This is a genomic window from Candidatus Thorarchaeota archaeon, from assembly GCA_021498125.1.
Classification (GTDB): Archaea; Asgardarchaeota; Thorarchaeia; order Thorarchaeales; family Thorarchaeaceae; genus B65-G9.
Genome location: JAIZWL010000005.1, coordinates 45,883 through 64,407 on the forward strand (window position 1 = coordinate 45,883; position 18,525 = coordinate 64,407).

At 47.7% G+C, this 18,525-nt stretch carries 18 protein-coding genes; 15 read left to right on the top strand and 3 right to left on the bottom strand.

Annotation, left to right across the window (positions count from 1 at the left end; all coding sequences use genetic code 11):
* The first annotated feature begins 56 nt into the window (after positions 1–56).
* Genes K9W43_11130 through K9W43_11165 form a run of 8 tightly spaced genes read left to right on the top strand, consistent with a single transcriptional unit; the run spans position 57 to position 7,380 of the window.
* A complete protein-coding gene (locus K9W43_11130) occupies positions 57–554 on the top strand; it encodes a 4Fe-4S dicluster domain-containing protein (protein MCF2137773.1) in 498 nt (165 codons plus the stop codon).
* Entirely contained in the window at positions 551–1,432 is an 882-nt protein-coding gene (locus K9W43_11135; GenBank protein MCF2137774.1) for a CoB--CoM heterodisulfide reductase iron-sulfur subunit B family protein, read from the top strand. The genes K9W43_11130 and K9W43_11135 overlap by 4 nt, the downstream gene beginning before the upstream one ends.
* Positions 1,429–2,721: a CoB--CoM heterodisulfide reductase iron-sulfur subunit A family protein gene (locus K9W43_11140; GenBank protein ID MCF2137775.1), complete on the top strand. Its 1,293-nt coding sequence runs from the start codon at positions 1,429–1,431 to the stop codon at positions 2,719–2,721. The genes K9W43_11135 and K9W43_11140 overlap by 4 nt, the downstream gene beginning before the upstream one ends.
* Positions 2,722–4,461, top strand: coding sequence for a CoB--CoM heterodisulfide reductase iron-sulfur subunit A family protein (locus K9W43_11145; protein MCF2137776.1), 1,740 nt, complete (start codon positions 2,722–2,724; stop codon positions 4,459–4,461). It abuts the gene before it with no gap.
* Between the two features lie 3 nt (positions 4,462–4,464).
* Complete coding sequence (locus tag K9W43_11150; protein MCF2137777.1) at positions 4,465–4,911, top strand: hydrogenase iron-sulfur subunit; 447 nt, start codon at positions 4,465–4,467, stop codon at positions 4,909–4,911.
* On the top strand, positions 4,908–5,147 hold the full coding sequence (locus tag K9W43_11155; GenBank protein MCF2137778.1) for a hypothetical protein: 240 nt from the start codon (positions 4,908–4,910) through the stop codon (positions 5,145–5,147). Before K9W43_11150 ends, K9W43_11155 begins: the two co-directional genes overlap by 4 nt.
* Positions 5,144–6,064 carry a F420-nonreducing hydrogenase gene (locus K9W43_11160; protein ID MCF2137779.1) on the top strand — a complete coding sequence of 307 codons (921 nt, stop codon included), beginning with the start codon at positions 5,144–5,146 and terminating at the stop codon, positions 6,062–6,064. Before K9W43_11155 ends, K9W43_11160 begins: the two co-directional genes overlap by 4 nt.
* Complete coding sequence (locus K9W43_11165; protein ID MCF2137780.1) at positions 6,064–7,380, top strand: Ni/Fe hydrogenase subunit alpha; 1,317 nt, start codon at positions 6,064–6,066, stop codon at positions 7,378–7,380. Before K9W43_11160 ends, K9W43_11165 begins: the two co-directional genes overlap by 1 nt.
* Positions 7,381–7,682: 302 nt before the next feature.
* Here K9W43_11165 and K9W43_11170 read toward each other — a convergent pair whose 3' ends face one another.
* The 3 genes from K9W43_11170 to K9W43_11180 form a co-directional block, all read right to left on the bottom strand.
* Positions 7,683–8,375, bottom strand: coding sequence for a hypothetical protein (locus K9W43_11170; GenBank protein MCF2137781.1), 693 nt, complete (start codon positions 8,373–8,375; stop codon positions 7,683–7,685).
* Complete coding sequence (locus K9W43_11175; protein MCF2137782.1) at positions 8,347–9,429, bottom strand: site-specific DNA-methyltransferase; 1,083 nt, start codon at positions 9,427–9,429, stop codon at positions 8,347–8,349. The genes K9W43_11170 and K9W43_11175 overlap by 29 nt, the downstream gene beginning before the upstream one ends.
* Before the next feature lie 96 nt (positions 9,430–9,525).
* Entirely contained in the window at positions 9,526–9,975 is a 450-nt protein-coding gene (locus K9W43_11180; GenBank protein ID MCF2137783.1) for a hypothetical protein, read from the bottom strand.
* 386 nt (positions 9,976–10,361) lie between these two features.
* On the opposite strand from K9W43_11180, the gene K9W43_11185 reads away from it, so the two are divergent.
* The 7 genes from K9W43_11185 to K9W43_11215 all read left to right on the top strand — a co-directional run bounded on the left by K9W43_11185 (position 10,362) and on the right by K9W43_11215 (position 18,450).
* Positions 10,362–11,348 carry an endo alpha-1,4 polygalactosaminidase gene (locus tag K9W43_11185; protein MCF2137784.1) on the top strand — a complete coding sequence of 329 codons (987 nt, stop codon included), beginning with the start codon at positions 10,362–10,364 and terminating at the stop codon, positions 11,346–11,348.
* 79 nt (positions 11,349–11,427) lie between these two features.
* Positions 11,428–12,183: a N(G),N(G)-dimethylarginine dimethylaminohydrolase gene (locus tag K9W43_11190; protein ID MCF2137785.1), complete on the top strand. Its 756-nt coding sequence runs from the start codon at positions 11,428–11,430 to the stop codon at positions 12,181–12,183.
* Between the two features lie 221 nt (positions 12,184–12,404).
* Complete coding sequence (locus tag K9W43_11195; GenBank protein ID MCF2137786.1) at positions 12,405–14,042, top strand: ABC transporter substrate-binding protein; 1,638 nt, start codon at positions 12,405–12,407, stop codon at positions 14,040–14,042.
* Between the two features lie 105 nt (positions 14,043–14,147).
* On the top strand, positions 14,148–15,158 hold the full coding sequence (locus K9W43_11200) for an ABC transporter permease (GenBank protein ID MCF2137787.1): 1,011 nt from the start codon (positions 14,148–14,150) through the stop codon (positions 15,156–15,158).
* 15 nt (positions 15,159–15,173) lie between these two features.
* On the top strand, positions 15,174–16,439 hold the full coding sequence (locus tag K9W43_11205) for an ABC transporter permease (protein ID MCF2137788.1): 1,266 nt from the start codon (positions 15,174–15,176) through the stop codon (positions 16,437–16,439).
* Between the two features lie 5 nt (positions 16,440–16,444).
* On the top strand, positions 16,445–17,461 hold the full coding sequence (locus K9W43_11210; protein ID MCF2137789.1) for an ABC transporter ATP-binding protein: 1,017 nt from the start codon (positions 16,445–16,447) through the stop codon (positions 17,459–17,461).
* The gene (locus tag K9W43_11215) at positions 17,461–18,450 is read left to right on the top strand and encodes an ABC transporter ATP-binding protein (GenBank protein ID MCF2137790.1); all 990 of its coding nucleotides are present in this window, start codon (positions 17,461–17,463) and stop codon (positions 18,448–18,450) included. The genes K9W43_11210 and K9W43_11215 overlap by 1 nt, the downstream gene beginning before the upstream one ends.
* The last annotated feature ends 75 nt before the right edge of the window (positions 18,451–18,525 follow it).

Below are 18,525 nucleotides of genomic sequence, written 5' to 3' on the forward strand. Positions count from 1 at the left end.
GAAACCGTGGCCCGGTGGATCCCCGACTCGCAATCCTTCGAAGGAGACGATTGTCAATGAATGAAACGGTCTATACCCCTACCTCTAGCTTCGCAGAGGAGCTTGCAGCCATCCCTGGTGGCGAAGCTGTGAACAAATGTATTCAATGTGGTATCTGTACCGCTAGCTGTGCCGTTGCAAGATATTCCGATGAGTATCGGCCACGACAACTGATCCAGAAGATCCTCTTGGGCGAACGTGAAGAGGTCCTCAAGAGTACGCTTCCTTGGCTCTGCATGACCTGTAGGCTCTGTGAAGAACGTTGTCAGGAGGGTGTCAGTCCTGCGGAGATATTTCATGCAGTCCGAATTTTAGCAGCACGCGAGGGTCATGTTCCACAATCTTTCAGGCATGTTGTTAGTGCATTGATTAGGGATGGGTGGTTGCTGAATGATTCCTACACGGACTTTGAGGAGGATGACAGGGAGGATCTCGGCCTCAATACCGAGTTGGGTTGGAATAATGAATTTTTGAAGCGGATTAAAAAATTAATACCACTGGAGGAGAGCGAATGAGAGAGATACTGCTTTACACTGGGTGCACCACTCCAGTCAGACTTCCGGCTTACGAGGCCGCAACGATCGCTGTACTTGAGAAGTTGGGAGTGAAGGCCCGTGAGATGACCGATGTCACATGTTGCGGTGCTCAATACATCGAATCGATCAGCCCGACCGCGTTCGCAGCAATGAGCGGACGAATCCTTGCAGTCGCTGAAAAAGAGGGTCTCGATATCTTGGCGATCTGTGGAGCGTGTTCAGGGTCTCTCAAGATCACCAAGCACGAGCTTGACCACGACAAGCAGTTGCGTGATGAGATCAATGACATCCTGGCGGATGAGGGTCTCAAGTACACAGGAAAGGTACGAGTTCGACATCTCCTTCAGGTGCTTGCGGAGGACATCGGGTACGAGACAATTGAGCGTGCAATCGTCAAGCCCTACACCGGGTTGAAGGTTTCCGCTCACTATGGATGCCACGTGACACGACCGTTTGATATTGTGCAGGTGGACGATCCGGAGAACCCAACGATCCTTGACCGACTGGCCGAGATCGCAGGTGCTGAGGCTGTGGACTATGCTGGCAAGACCCGGTGCTGTGGTGGTCCCATGCTTGCGATGGACGAGTCACTTGCTACCAAGATCGGTCAGGAGAAGGTCAACAATATTGCAGATGTCGGTGCCGACGTTATACTCACCGCCTGTGAATTCTGTGACATTCAACTTACTCAGGTTCAATTCGACGATAATTTTGATGCTTCAAGGAGAATACCCGTCATGCCCATCACTCAGTTCTTGGGACCAGCTTTAGGAATTGATGAAGAAAGACTTGGATTTTCGCTCAACCGCATTGACCCACAAGAGGTCCTTGCTGCCCTTCAGGGGGGACAGGCATGAGATCGACAGCGGCACTTGTTGTTGGTGGTGGCGTTGCTGGCATGCAGGCCGCCCTAGACATTGCTGGTCAAGGGTACAAGGTCTATCTGGTTGAAAAATCACCTTCTATTGGAGGACGCATGGCTGCCCTCGATAAGACATTTCCCACTTTGGACTGCTCGGCCTGTATTCTGACTCCACGGCTGAGCGAGGTCTCCCGACACCCGAACATTGAACTCCTTACCTATTCAGAGGTCAAGAATGTCACGGGAGAGGTTGGCGACTTCAAAGTCGAGGTGTTGCGAAAGGCTCGTTACGTGCATGAAGATCGATGTTCTGGATGCGGTGACTGTGCCAGAGAATGCCCGATAGAGGTCCCGAACGAGTTCGATGAGTATCTTGGTTTCCGAAAGGCCATCTACGTAATGTTTCCACAATCGACTCCTAATGTCTACACTATTGACAAGAACTCTTGTATTCAATGTAAGAGATGCCAACGGGTCTGCGAGCGCGGTGCGATCGACTTTGAGATGCAGGATGAGACGGTCGAGCTCTCAGTCGGCGTGATCATTCTCTCAACAGGGTACAAGCTCTTTGATGTACGAAAATATCCACGGTTAGGATATGGTCGCTATCGTAATGTGATCACAGCCATGGAGTTCGAGCGGTTGATTAATGCAGCCGGTCCTACTCAGGGACACCTCATTCGACTCAGTGATGGCACGGTCCCAAAGAATATTGGATTCATTCAGTGCGTTGGTGCTCGTGACATCAAGAAGGGCGTTCCCAACTGTTCCCGAGTGTGTTGCATGTACGGGATCAAGAATGCTGTTATGGCCCGCGAACATGATGCAGAGGCAAACGTCACGATCTACTATGCGGACATCCGTGCCTTTGGGAAGGGCTTTGAAGAATTCTACGAGATGGCCCGAACACGTTTTGGTGTTAGTTTCATGAAGGGTCGTGTTGGTGAGATTGAGGAAGATCCAGTCACGAAGAATCTGCGCTTTGAGGTAGAAAACACCCTTACTGGTCAGATGCAGAACGTTGAGCACGACCTCGTGGTCCTGTGTCCCGGTCTCCAACCCGCTGAGGATCTTGATCAGCTCGCGGCTATGCTTGGACTTCGAACATCCAGTGACGGCTATGTTGAGACCATGGACTGTCTTGCCTCACCCTTAGAGACCGATAACCCGGGAATCCTTGTATGTGGTTGTGTTGATGGGCCGAAAGATATCCCTGACTCCGTGACCGCCGGAAGCGCGGCGGCCATGAGAGCAACTATTCTTCTCTCTGGAGGTGGAAAGTAGATGACTGAAAACGAGACCCCGCGTATCGGTGTCTTTGTATGCCATTGTGGTCATAACATTGCGGGCACCGTAGATGTTGTTCGTGTTGCGAAAGAGGCCGAAAAATTCCCGAATGTTGTATTCTCAACAGACGAGATGTTCATGTGTGCTGATTCGGGACAGGAACTTATCCGGACAAAGATCAAAGAGCACGACCTGACCCGTATCATCGTGGCGAGCTGTTCTCCGCGAATGCATGAGCCAACCTTCAGGCGAGTAGTAGAAGAGGGAGGTCTCAACAGGTACGTCTTTGAACAGGTCAATTTACGTGAGCATGTTTCTTGGTGTCACATGCATGAACCCGAGGCTGCAACGGAGAAGGCCATTGACCTCGTGAGGATGGCTGTCGCCCGAGCTGCAAAGCTGGAGCCTCTCCCAATTAAACGAGTCAAGGTGATCCCTCGTACTCTCGTCGTGGGTGGAGGTATCGCTGGACTGCGTGCCTCTCTTGATATTGCAGATCGTGGTTTTGAGGTGGTCCTTGTCGAGAAACAGGACAAGCTCGGTGGCAACGTAATCAAGTGGACCCACATGTTCCCATCAGATCGTACCGGTACAGAGGTTGTCGAACCACTCATAGAGCGAGTAGAGTCCCATTCAAATATCAAGGTCTACAAGAGCAGCCGAGTCATTGACTTTGAGGGGTACATTGGGAATTTCGAGGTCACAATTGAGTCACAGGGTCGCAAAAAGAATGAGACCGTAGAAGTAGGGGCTGTCATTGTGGCAACTGGATTCGAGGCTTTCAAACCAAAGGGCTACTACGGTTATGGTGAATCACCAGACATTGTGACGCTCGATGAGCTTCAGGCGATGCCTCGACAGGATCTTCTTCTTCGGCCAAGCGACGGAAAGCCTGCAAAGAAGATCGCATTCATTGGATGTGTTGGTTCACGAGAACCCGGTAAGAAGGGGCACGAGCACTGTTCGCGATATTGTTGTTCCGCTGTTGCGAAGGCCGCTGCGGACCTACGAGACCGGGTTGATGAGGCACTCGTTCTCTATCAGGATGTCCGTACCTACGGTCGAGGACATGAGGATATTCACAGGCTCGCACGACAGAAGCGAGTCATATTCAGCAAGTTCGAACCAGATGAGAAGCCCGAGGTCACAGTAACGGATGGCAAGATCAAGATGCGATGGCGGGACGTACTTGCCGACGACCAACTTGCGTTCGAACCTGACCTGCTGATTCTTGCATCAGCGATGATACCGCCATCAGATGTTGAAGAGACCGCGACCATGTTCAGTCTGACGCGAAGTGGTGATGGCTTCTTCAATCCAGAACACATCAAGCTAGCACCTCTCACAACGCACACTGCGGGGATTATGATCGCAGGAGTGGCACAGGCTGCAAAGAACGCCTCCGAATCGGTCATCGATGCAAGTGGCGCAGCAGCAAAGGCAGCATCACTCTTGGCACGGGGTGAGGTCGAGATAGAGTCCACGGTCTCACGAGTGGACCCGGATCTCTGTTCCTCTTGTCATACCTGTGTTGCGGCCTGTCCTTATGGAGCCATATCCATGGACGATTCGGATCCACCGATTGCTGTTGTGACAGAGGCCAAATGTCATGGGTGCGGAACCTGCGCGGCCGGCTGCCCCAGTGGTGCCATTACGATGTTTCATTCTACGGATGAGCAGATTCTCTCTATGGTTGAAGCGCTACTGGTTCCAAGCCCGATCAGCGGAGGTGAGTGATCCATGACTCAAGCAACAACAAAGACTACTACGACCGGTAATGACTGGGAACCTAAGATAGTTGCATTCTGCTGCAACTGGTGCTCGTACGCTGGTGCCGACTTAGCCGGAACAAGCCGTATACAATACCCCCCAAACGCTCGAATCATCAGGGTGAATTGTACCGGGCGGATCGACCCGGACTTTATTCTTGCAGCCCTTGAGATGGGCGCAGATGGAGTGCTGGTTTCAGGGTGTCACCCCGGAGACTGTCACTATACGAGTGGGAACCTGAAGATGCAGGCACGATGGGCGCTCTTGCGCAAGGCGATCGAGCAAGCGGGGATCGACCCTCGACGGATTCGATTGCAGTGGGCAAGTGCCTCTGAGGCCCAGATCTTTGCCGATGGGGTGACCCTGCTTATCGATCAAGTAAAGAAACTAGGACCTCTAAGGGGGCAATGGAGATGACACAGTTCAAGAGTTTCTTCCAGCAGAATCGAGGAGATATACGTAAACAGCGAAAGGCTATCACTGAGGCTCTCGCTCAAGGCCCTGCCACGATCACAGAACTGGCTAATCGAACTGAACTGCCTAAGGACCTGATCGTGTGGAATATCGTTGGTCTGCTCCGATGGGGCAGCGTGGAGATCGCAGGAGAGAATGGGTGCGAGCTGGTCTATGCAAGAAAGGAGGTCGCAAATTGACAGAACCCGTACCAGTAGCAATGGCTCAGGGCAGTTCATGTTGGGGCTGTTACCAGAGCTTGATCGACATTCATCTTCATCTGGCAGATGTTCTCCCGAAACTTGATATCAAGTTCTGGACCTGTGTCGCAGACTTCAAGCATCAGGACCTGGAGAACTATCCCGATGGCTCGATCGCGGTCGGCTTCTATGAGGGAGTCGCTCGGACCGAAGAGGACACGCACCTACTGAAAGTCATGCGTAAAAAATGCAAGATCCTTGTTGCTTTTGGAACGTGCTCTTGCTATGGAGGAATCCCGGGTCTTGCGAATTTCTACGACATCGAAGAGTGTTACGATGTTAAGTTCAGAGAGAACCGGACCGTGACCGGTGGTAAGGTCCCCTCAGAAAATCTTCCGCCGATAGAGCCCGTGATTCGTGCAAATAATACGATCGTCGACTTTGACATTTATCTGCCCGGCTGCCCCCCCACATCTGAACTCATTCTCAAAGCCGTGACTGCGCTCTTGAGCGGGACTCCCTTAGACCTTCCGCCTCATGCGGTCTGTCACTATTGTAAGAGAGAGAAGAAGGAGACCCCCATTCCTGAGATACTGCGACCGTATCAGGGTAATGCCGATCCTGACAGATGTCTTCTCGAACAAGGATACATCTGCATGGGCTCCGCCACCTGGGGTCTCTGTGAGGGCCTGTGTGTTAATCGGGGTGCGACTTGCCGAGGTTGCTTTGGTCCTGTGCCACCTATTGATTCGGACCAGGGCGCTGCGGGTATTGGCATGCTGGGCACTTACGCACCAATCGACCCTGAAAAGATCGAGAATGAATGCAAAGATCCTCTCGGTCAGTTCTGGCGGTTCACCTATCCCGCAAGTCGGCTTGGTCGAATCCGCATCAAGAGAGAGGAGGCTAAAAAATAATGACTGATGAAAGAATAATTCGCATTGATCCAGTCACGAGGCTTGAAGGTCATGGTTCACTGACAATAAAGCTCGGTACTGATGGAAAAGTCAGAGATGTCCAGTTTAATGTGTCCAGCACCCGTTTCTTTGAGAAGTTTCTCGAGGGCCGTCCAATGGAGGAGGCTCCACGGATAGCACCTCGCATCTGCGGGATCTGCCCCGTTCCTCACCATCTCGCCTCGGTCAAGGCGGTAGAGGATGCATGGGGGATCACTCCGCCCCCCGCTGCAATAAAGCTTCGCCGACTCCTCATTGAGGCTAAGCAACTCTCCTCCCACGCGATCCACTTCTATGCACTCGCCGCCCCTGACTTTGTGTTCGGCCCATTTGCAGATCCCGCTGTTCGAAATGTTGCTGGTGTGTTGAAGCATCTTCCTGATGTGGCTGTTCAAGCGATCAAGTTGATGCAGTTCGGACAGGAACTGTGCAAGACCGTCGGTATCAAAGCAATTCATCCGACTACTGCCATCCCTGGTGGAATGCTGGCCACGGTCTCAGAGGAATCGCGGGACTACTGGCTTGGACAGATTCCCGAACTTATGGAGAACATCACGAAGACCGTGGACCTTGCAAAGAAGGTCGTATCGGACTACATAGATGTGGTGACCAAGGTCGCAGTCACACCAACATACTATCTTGGTCTGGCGAACAAGGGCGTCCACGACATCTATGATGGCACCGTCCGTGTGATGGATCCTGACGGGAAGATCGTAGCGGACTTTAAGCCACAGGACTATCCTGATTATTATGGCGAATTTGTTTCGGACCATTCCTATGCTACTCATATCTATTACAAGCCTGTTGGCTACCCTAAAGGGATCTGGCGTGCCAATACGCTTGCCCGTTGCAATGTGGCTGACAAGATGGCCACACCACTGGCTCAAGAAGCATTGAAGGAGATGCGCGAGCTGGTCGGTCGGCCCTCTCATCATACCTTTGCTTACCACTATGCCCGTGTGATAGAAATGGTTCAGGCCGCTGAACACATCAAGAACCTGCTCGAAGATCCCGACATTGTGAGCACAGATGTCAAACTCGCAGATGTTGAACCACGCGCTGGTAATGGCGTAGGACTCGTCGAGGCGCCTCGTGGTACACTCTTGCATAATTACGAATGCGACGAGGACGGAATGATTCTCAAGGCCAACCTCATCGTTGCAACAAATAATAATATTGCAGGTATTGAGAAGAGCCTTCTCGATGCCGCGAGATTTGTCTTCGAACAACAGGGCCACAAAGACCTGAAGCTTCCAGAACCTCTTGTAAAACTCTAAGGAGACCTGACATGAAAATGACCGAAGAAATACCTGAAGGCCTGCTCAACCTCCTCGAGATGGTTGTGCGGTGCTATGACTGCTGACTATCATGCGGCGCTCACCTCGTCGTTGTCGATGAAGAGGGCCGCGAGATAGTACGGAAGGAGCTCGTGACTGGCGGTGGATGAAGGTACGGCCGCAAACTCTGGGCTGTACTCGACGACCTTGCAAGGGTCGCCGTCACCCTCCTTCTTTCCCCTTTGTTTTATTGCTTAATACTGTAGATATTCACTAAGAGATAGCAGTCGTGAAAATGTCGTTTATATTGTTTTGAAAAAATCGATCCATTTCATCGCTGGAACCCCTGCAACCTTTAGTTTTAGACAATCTTTAATATATTTGGACATAACTCCGGTACGGGCAATTCGTCCAAAATTATGGCCTCCGTTATATTCAGGTTTGTCTTCTATTTTTTCGCGCCCTGTAGGATATGGCTTTACATCAGTGGGCATCATGATCTTACGACTTGTTTCTGTAGCACGTTGTTTTTGCCACCACCAATTCCGATATTCAGCTACATACCGACATGGCTTAATAAATGGATTAAAAATAATTGGCTGCCCAGATAATACGTTTTCTAGTGCCCATGGATATAATACAAGAAGGTCTTGTTCTGTACATGCATTAGCGTTTACCTTAAACCGTGCACTTGGAACTTTTTCTTTAGACAAGAGATACCAACTTTTGAGTTCAATACCAAGGAGAGGGTCTGGATTATCTTTCTTGACAAGTCTAACATCCGGGAATATTTCCGCTTCTCTAATAAAATAATATTCTGTGTATTTGTCGTCCGGATCCCATACGGAATGTAGTTTATTTAATGATGCAACTATGTTTGTTTCAATAGCAGCAGCGATAAGGCTCCCAAGGGTGAAAATATCCGTTGCCTCGATTCCTGATATAGATATTTTAGCCTCAAAATAATTAGGTAGAAGAATCAGCGTCTTTTTCACATTCGTCCATAGAGAGAAATGTTTCCAAGCCGATGGCTCCTTTTCTGTAGGTTTCTTGGTCATGTTGCATCAATCGCTCCGTAGCCATTTTAAAAAGATTAACATTAATTTCCGCAGAATAACATTGTCTTCCAAGCTCAAGAGCAGCCACTGCACCCGTACAGAGACCACCAAATGGTTCCCATACGATATCATTCTCATCAGAAGTCGCTCTGATTATTAATTTAATTAACTCTAACGGTTTTTGATTGGGGTGTAATGCCTTGCCGCTCTTGGCCCACATTCGCTCGCTACTATGAAGCGAAGGAGTACGCCAAACGTTTGTGACACCTACTTCACAATAGAACTTTGAGCGCATTACTTGCCATTCGGCCTTTGTAAGGGGTCTGATCCCGTCTAAAGAGAAATACGGACGCCCTGAAGGATCTCCGTATTTATTTACATATTTTACCATTTTTGAAAATGCATCAGGTGGTGGAAAATAGAAGAGATGATCTTTTGTCAGATATTTTCTAGTTGCTGCATTCTTTACACCGCATGCCTCATTGGCCTTATATAACGGAATCCCGGAGCGTTCCCATTCGTGACGAAGCCATCTTTGCATAGAAACTTTTTCACCATCGATCTGGAATTCTGCTTTTTTTATGTACAATACACAGACTTCAGTGACTACCGGAAATTGACGTAATGTTTCTGTATTTGAGTTACCCGCGACGTGAGCAATTCCCTTGTCCCACACATTACAACTTACGTATTCCCAGCCATATTTTTCAAGGATAGGGTGTACTTTTGCCCAACCAATTTCGCGGTTCCAAAACCATAAGGATGTAAGTGGTGTAGCATGTTCTGACCATTTTTTTATGTGCGGTTCATACCATTCGGCAAGGTCGTGTGCAGTTCTAGGGTCTCCGGTCCATTGCGCAAGACCATAGGCCCCATCGGATATGATTACAGTTGGGGATGGCCATTTGTCATATAGTTCCATAACATCGCAGTTGTAAAGATGGACACCATCCTTTTCGACTGGATTATCACATCGGCCATCATTATCCAAAGGATCACACTCAATTAGTTGTACCAAGGAGCTGTTATCATTCATAATCCTCGTCTTTACCTTATTAACGCCACGATGGATTACTTGTGTATTTGATCACTTAGATGTACCAAGTTCCTCTTTACTTTCATTTAGTGGTTTGTTACTATTTTGTTTACTGCTCACCCACATGTAACCAAAGATCAATAGAAAGGTCACTAGTGCCATTACAAAGGTAAGAGTGCCTGACTCCAAAATGCCTGCATTTAGTGACTGGGGAATATCCTGAAAGATTCTCAGAGCGCAACTGTCCCCCTCGATGATCGTGCCATTGATACGTAATACTGTATCTCCAGTGGCATAGAATCTATACGTCATAGATGCATAAGCCGTAACCAGTTCATTGTTATCCGAATCGGATGTTTCAGATGAGTGAATTGATCGCGTGAATAGTACGGTTCCATTTAATTGAAGGCTGACTATTGCAGAGGCTGACACGGAGTCATAGTCTTGGTGTGCGACATCGATATCAACATCGTAATAGTGGCCGCCGCTGACGGTGATCATTGTTGATATGTTCTTATTTGGTGAACTTTCGGAATGGATAAGGTGTTCATCACGTAACGTAAATAGGTTCACAATTGAGACTGCACTGATTATCAGCATCACAACCGATATTAAAATAGAAATCTTCAAAATTTTCTTCTTGTTCATCATTTATCGACCTTTACATATTTAGTGACCACGAGAATCACAGATAATGTTTTTACGTACTGATAGACCCCTATAACATCAAAAAATTGTCTATACAAATTTGTTGTAATTATTTTCTTTTTTAAGCACGGATTTCATTAGTGGAATAATATTTCGAGCAATATTTTTATTATATCCCTTGATGGCTGAACGGGATTCGTCGCCAAAGCCTTTTTGTGAACTCAAGGATTTTGAAAGATATGGATCGACGAATTGGTCTAGTTGTGCTTCTACCAATTATTATCGTATCAGGTGGATTGGTTTTTTACGGCCTACAAGATGTGAACACTGGCGATACCGTGTCTTTCTCGATCCAAGATCGTACAGTTGACGATTTTGGATACGTGCTTCAGTATGACGCCTACCAGACTCGGAAAGGGGCAATCTCTGCTCTTACAGAGAGCAAGTATGATCTATTGGTCATGGACGGATATTATCAAGATGATGCATGGACAACTGAAGAGATCCAGACTATTTCGAATGGTACCGATGAGACCAGCACGAAGATTCTTTTGTGTTACATGAGTATTGGCGAGGCTGAGGACTATCGTCAATATTGGAACGAGTCATGGGACGCTGATCATAATGGTGTGCCTGATGCAGGTGCTCCCGATTGGTTGGATAGTGAGAATCCCGACTGGCCCGGGAATTACAAGGTTCATTATTGGGACTCGGATTGGCAACGGATTATCTTTGGGACAAATGATTCGTATCTTGACCAGATCATTGCACAGGGCTTTGACGGTGTGTATCTGGACATCATAGATGCCTACGAATTTTATGAGGACCAGGGTGTCGAGCAGGCGGCTCAGCTGATGGTGGATTTTGTTGCCGCTCTCTCACACTATGCTAAGACTGCACGTTCTGATTTTCTGATCGTTCCTCAGAATGGTGAACATCTGGCAACTTGTATTCCCGAGTATCTGGGATATGTTGACGGTATCGGGCGCGAAGATGTCTTTACCATGGATGACGAAGCGACCAGTGCAGCCTCACGCAACCAGACCATTACAGATCTGAATCTCTTTCTCACTGCAGGGAAGTTTGTTCTTATCGTTGAGTATCCGACCACTGCTCCACTGATCACCGAATGCTACGAGACCGCTCAAAGAAATGGATTCCTGTGTTATGTTGGTCCAAGGGATCTTGATGGACTACACGTGAATGCGGGTCATGCGCCTGATTGATGGGTCTTTTGTAGATGTGACAAGGGGCTATGCGTCCATTTTAAATCGAAGGGGACTGTGCAACGAATGGGTCTAAATCATGAAGGTCACAAAGGCTATCGTGCGGCCGCCCTCTGCAGCCTTTACGGGCTGCATCTCGGAGCATCCTCTTCATCATACTGTGAACCTGGAGAGGGCACTACAGCAACACGCCCAGTATGTCACGACCTTAGAAGAGCTAGGTCTCGAAGTGATCGTCTTAGAACCACAACCAAGTCTTCCAGATGCTTGTTTTGTTGAGGATACAGCAGTGGTCTACGGGAATCGTGCTTTTATCACTCGTCCGAAACCGCAATCCCGTCGAGACGAAATTTCCACTGTGAGACCTGTGCTTGAGCAGTACTTTGACTGTGAAGTGGCAGAGGCGCCTGCAACAATTGAAGGTGGTGATGTGATTCATCTCGCTCATCGTCTGATCTCGGGGCTCTCTCAACGTACAAATCAACAAGGTGTGATGCAGATGAGTTCATGGTTAGGCGTGCCTGTTGATACGATTGAGGCGCCTCAGATCATGCATTTGAAATCATATCTGACTGCCATTGATGACACGACCTTTGTGGGGACTGGCAGGTTTCTTGACCATCCAGTTGTTCAGGATGCGAAAGTGATCTACGTTCCTGATAGCGAACATTATGCTGCTAACACGTTGATGATTAATGGGCGAGTGCTTCTTCCAGCAGGGCATCCAATCACAGCGGAATCGATTACGCGAGCAGGATACGAGGTAATAGAATTAAACATGAGCGAGTTTCAGAAATGTGATGGTGCCCTAACATGTCTCTCCATAACTTTTTAATTGGAATAATCACTAACCAATAGGTTTTTTGAACGCAAAACTGGCTTGATATTTGTGAAAAAAATGAGTTATGGATTTAATTCTTTTCTTTCCCGATTACGTTTCTGCAACGACTTATATACTGCGAGTACATCACTGTTGATTCACACTTGTCTTCATGCAAGTGATAAAATGAACGCGTGGAGGAATGTAATCTGCCTAGTAAACAAATTACCGCCATCGTGGTCATTGTAATCATTGCCATTGCAGGCGTTGGTATTTGGTACGCTACTCAAATGCCCGCCCAGGCCAAGGACACTCTCATAATGGGAACAACAGATTCCGTTGAGGTTAACTTGGACAATGCACGATCATATGACTACTTTGGTTGGGAAATCATAACTGCCCTGAGTTCGGGGTTGGTTGAAATCAAACCGGGTTCAAGTGCTGGACCAAATGACATACAACCTGCTCTTGCAGAGAGTTGGGAACAGAGTTCTGATGGTCTGACTTGGACGTTCACGCTACGTCAGGGTGTAACCTTTGATGGAGCGCGTCCGTTCAATGCATCAGTTGTCAAGTACACCTTTGACCGGAACTGTAACCTCACAGGCAATGGTCTATGGGAGCCTGATGGTCCACAATTGAACATTGGTTATGACTCAATTATCTCCAGTGTTGAGGTAGTTAGTACCTACGTGGTCGCATTTCATCTCAAGATGAAGTTTGCACCATTTTTGCAGCTTATGTCTTGTGCAGCATCCTACATGGTGGATCCAAAGTATGCACCAATGGACCAACTTGTTAACTACAAATCAGGTGATGCACGTGCAAGTCATCCGCTAGGACTTGGTCCGTACATTCTCACCAACTGGACTAGAACTGGATCGCACGACTCAGAGATGAGACTTGAGGCGAACCCATACTACTGGAATAAAGATGCTGGTCTTCCAAAGACAAAGACGATCATCATTAAGATGTTCAGTGATTCAACTGCATTGGGCACTGCAATCTCTTCAGGCCAAATTGACATTGCCTACCGACAGCTGACAGCAGCACAGGTGAACAGCTTCAAGAACAACGCAAAACTGCGTGTGTGGGAAGGTATTGGCGCTCAGATCCAATACATGTGCTTCCAGCAGAGAATTGCACCCTTCAACAATACTGAGGTCAGGAGGGCAATCGCTGCTGCTCTGAACAGGACTCACGTCACTGAGACCGTGTTCTTGAATATGGCTTCGCCATTGTATAGCATCATTCCTGCTGGAATGGCATACCACAAAGATTCGTTCAAGATCTATGGTGATGCCAACTACAGCTACACCCAGACGACCTTGGCAAAGTATGGATATACCTCATCGCACAAGCTCGTGGTTGATCTTTGGTACGAATCTAGTGGTCACTATCCTGAGAGTGCTAAGCAGGCAGCTGTCTACAAGAGTGATCTTGAGGCCAGCGGCGTCATAGAGGTCAATCTCCATTCAGCAGAATGGGGGACCTACGCAGCTAACCGGCGCGCAGGGACGATGGCAGTCTACATCTATGGTTGGTACCCCGACTACATTGATGCAGACAACTATGCATTTCTGCCATTTGCCTCTTGGATTAACATGGGCTACAACAGCACATACCCTGCTGGTGGTGTCCAACAGTACAACTTGTGGATGCAAGGTCGCAGTGCAGCGACTGATGCTGCGCGACAGGATGCATACTATCAGTTGCAGGATCTTCAGGCACAAGAGTGCTCGGTGATTCCGCTCTGGCAGAGTCAGACTACCGCAGTCACATCGACCAGTGTACACGGTGTCGTTCTCGACATTACTGTGAACTGGAGACATTGGCTGCTGTACTGGGGTGCACCTGCTACTACTGGGCCATAAACTCAGAAACTGGGTCTTTTTGGGGAATTCTTGGTAATTCCCCTTCTAAGACCCTTTTATATTATTTAGAAAATTGATGATTAATATATGGAAGGTTGATATCAGATGACACTTAGATCATACGTTGTCGGAAGGGTACTGTTAACAATCCCGATGATTGTCTTATTGTTCACATTTGTATTTCTCATCTTACGATTATTGCCGGGAGATCCGGTACTTCTGCATTTCGAGAAACCACCCGATCCCGCAACAATCGAATTATACAGGCATCAATTGGGATTAGATAAACCGCTGTACCAACAATATATTGACTATTTGATCGGCATATTTCATGGTGATTTTGGCAAATCTATGACTGGTGATTTCGAGCCAGTCAGTTATCAGATACAGGCCCGTTTTCCTGCGACTCTCGAGTTAACTATCTACTCTATGATATTTGCAGTTGTTGTTGGCGTATTTCTTGGTGTGCGTTCAGCAAAGACTTATGGTTCATTGCAAGATAATACAATTCGTATTTTTGGAACCATCACTTATGCAATTCCAGTGTTCTTCTTGGGGATGATTTTGCAGTTTATCTTTGCGATTTGGCTTGGAGTGCTTCCGCCCCTTGGTCGATTTGATATTGGACAGGCACCGCCTCATGTCACAGGTCTCTATACCATAGATAGTATTCTAGCAGGCGATCTTTATTCGTTTGTTACCGCTGTGAGATATCTTATCCTTCCTACTATCACTCTAGGTACCGTTCTTTGTGGTATTTTTATTAGATTAACTCGAACTAATATGTTGGAAACACTGAAACTTGATTTTGTGGATGCTGCGAAAGCACGAGGGCTTTCGGATAATGCCATTACATACCGCTATGCTCTCAAGAATGCGTTCTTGCCGATTCTTACCATGATTGGTCTACAGTTCGCCGCGCTTCTTGCTGGTGCAGTACTTACAGAAATCACTTTTAGCTGGGAAGGCCTTGGATCATTTCTTTTTGAGAAGATCTCTCAACGAGACTACACTGCCATTCAAGGGACTGTTGTATTTTTTGGCATACTTGTGACAATGGTCACATTGGTACTTGATTTGTTGTACGCATATCTGGATCCACGGATCCGATTCTAAGGAGGTCTAAATCAAATGGCGAAAAAATTAGTCAGTGGAATATTTTATAGTCTTGATGCGGCAGAAGGTACTTTCGCTGAAAAGTCTCGTAAGTGGCAAATTTTGGTCGTTTTGGCCATAATATTTGCTCTGATCGTTTTTTCAGGACTGATCTATCTTGCCTCTTTCTCACACAGTGGAATTGGACTTCCTGTGGTTGGAGCAACATTTGGTGCAGGGATTCTCATCTACATATTTAGGCGCATGGACTCTTTCTTCTTGAAGATAGAGCGAATTACAGCCAAGAATCTCACATTCTTTTACCTTGGGCTATCAGGTCTATTCTTGTTATTAGTTGGAGTGGTTGCATTTCTAGTGCTTCCTGTTGAAGGGTCCACCCTTCCTCTTGCCCTCATAATAGGGTCTCTAATGATTACAGCATATTTGTTTTTAATATTCGAGGTTTACCCTATACTGCAAGATCGTGGGGCTCCCGGACTAATAACAATGGCTGGATTAATTATCGTGTTCGCAATCGTCTATATGACAGCGATCTCGAAGTACATTGTGCCATATGACCCATTTACGTTGAATGTCGGACCTACTACCAGTCCGCCAACTTCGGAATTTATTTTCGGTACAACCGAACTGGGTCAGGACATGCTTAGCCGTGTCATAGCTGGCGGAGCAAATATGTTGCAGGTTGCCGTTCTTTCTGTAACTGTTTGTTTTTCAATAGGTGTTCCTATCGGTCTTATTGCTTCATATTATGGTGGGATTATAGACCGTGGGACTTCGTTGGTCATGGATAGTATTTTTGCACTACCGGGTCTGATCCTTGCGATTGCTCTTGCTGCAATGTTGGGGCCGGGGATTGTCAATATGGCTATGGCTATCGCAGTGATTTACATACCCTCGTATTTCAGAGTTGTACGAAGCCAAGTCTTAACAGTCAAAGAATTACCCTACGTGGAAGCTGCGATTGTGCTGGGTGCAAGAAACAGAGACATTCTCATTCGCTATATCTTGCCCAATGTCCTTCCATCAGCTGTTGTTGTTATGACTATCAATTTTGCAGATGCAGTTCTTACGGCAGCAGGTCTGACCTTTGTCGGACTTGGTTTTGGTATAGATGTTCCAGACTGGGGCTATGACCTCTCCAGTGGCCGGCCAATTCTTCTGCAAGTTGGTGCTTGGTGGGTGATCACGTTTCCGGGTCTAATGATCGTTCTACTTGCGATAGGATTTACCCTGACCGGAGAAGGTCTCAACGAGTTGTTGACACCAAAGTTGCAGGAGTGATGATTATGGGTGACTTGGTAACAATCGAAAATCTTTCAGTAGAATACAAAACGAGACGCGGAATCGCGCGTGCAGTAGATAATATTTCTTTATCTATTGCAGAGAATACTACACTTGGACTTGCAGGTGAGAGCGGTTGCGGAAAATCCACCTTAGGGCGATCGATAATCGGACTCGTACCGTATCCGGGTGAGATTGTTGGCGGTCGGATATTCTTTGACGTCGCCGAGCCACATGCATATGAAGGTGGTGAGATTCCGGCCGGAAAGATTGATCTTGTTGGTCTTTCGCCCGAAGAGATGAATGTGCTTCGTGGTGAAGAGATTGCATACATCTTTCAAGACCCAATGACTTCACTCAACCCACTGATGACCATTGGTGCACATTTCACCGAATTGATCCGTACGCATCATCCTGAGATCTCAAAGGAGGATGCTTTGGAACGTGCCGCTGAGGTCCTAGACGCACTTGGGATACTTCCCGAGCGGATGAGTGATTATCCTCACCAGTTCAGTGGTGGAATGCGACAGCGGGTAATGATCGGTCTTGGTCTTGCTTTGAAACCAAAGCTGCTGATCGCAGATGAGCCAACAACGTCACTGGATGTTATCGTTGAGGCTCAGATCATGAAAGAGATGACTCAGTTGAAGGACAAATTCAACCTCACCATGGTTCTGATCACTCATAATCTTGGTGTGCTGGCCCAACATGCGGATAATATTGCTATTGTCTATGCTGGGAGGTTGATGGAACTGGCCTCGACTGATAGTCTATTTGAATCGCCACAGCATCCATACACGCAGGCGTTACTTCAAGCTGTTCCTGATGTTCGCAAGCCTGACAAGACGCTGGCATGGATTCCTGGAAGTCCCCCAGATCTCACCGAACCGATGACTGGATGCATGTTCCGTCCGCGTTGTCCACATGCAAAAGAGATCTGTAAGACAGTGCAGCCTCCTCTTATTGAGCGTGATGGTGGAGGATATGTAGCCTGTCATTTATACTCGGAGGGAACGCAATAATGACAGTACCATTAATTCGTGTAGAAAAACTCAAGAAGTATTTCCCTGTGCAGAAGGGGTTTTTGGACGCTCTACTGACAAGAAATAAGCAGTTTGTCCGGGCTGTCGATGATATTTCCTTTGAGATCCAAAAGGGTGAGGTGCTTGGACTTGCTGGTGAGTCTGGTTCTGGTAAGACAACGACCGGTCGTCTTTGCGTCCGTCTTATTGAACCAACTGATGGTCACATCTATTTCAAAGGACGTGACATAGCTCAGATCAAAGGCAGCGCCCTGCGAATGCTTCGGAGGAAGATCCAGTTTACCTTTCAGGATCCTACGTCGTCGCTTAATCCGCGAATGACAATTGGTCAAGCCATTGCTGATGCATTGCGCCTTCAAGGAATTGGAAGCCCTTCGGACAGGCGAACCGCAGTCGAGGAGGTTCTTGAACGAGTAGGTCTGGCACCAGCCTCTACGTATTATGATCGACTTCCACATCAATTGAGTGGGGGTCAGAAGCAGCGTGTTGTATTTGGGAGAGCCATTATTCTTGGACCCGAGTTTATTGTGACTGATGAACCTGTGGCCATGGTTGATGTGTCGATTAAGGCCCAGCTCCTAGAGCTGATGATGGACTTGAAAAAGGCGTACGACCTCACATACCTGTTCATCTCTCACGATCTCTCTACGGCTCGCCATGTCTGTGATCGGATTGCTATCATGTACCTTGGTAAGATCATCGAGCTTGCAAGTGCTGATGTGATCTATGAAGAGGCATTGCATCCTTACACAGTTGGTCTCATGGGTGCGATTCCTATTCCCGATCCTAAAGCCGAGATGCCTGAAGCAGTACCCCAGGGTGAGATCCCAAGTCCGATCAATCCTCCTTCGGGTTGTCGTTTTCATCCCCGGTGTCCTAAGGCCATGGATATCTGCTCTAAGGTCGAGCCTGAGCTTGTGGATGTGGGGAATGGCCACATGGTCGCGTGTCATCTCTACGACAAATGAGTTGATGTCTTTTGTTACTGGTCCCTTATGGGACCACCCATTTATTTTTACTTAAATTGCTTCTCGATCCGAGTG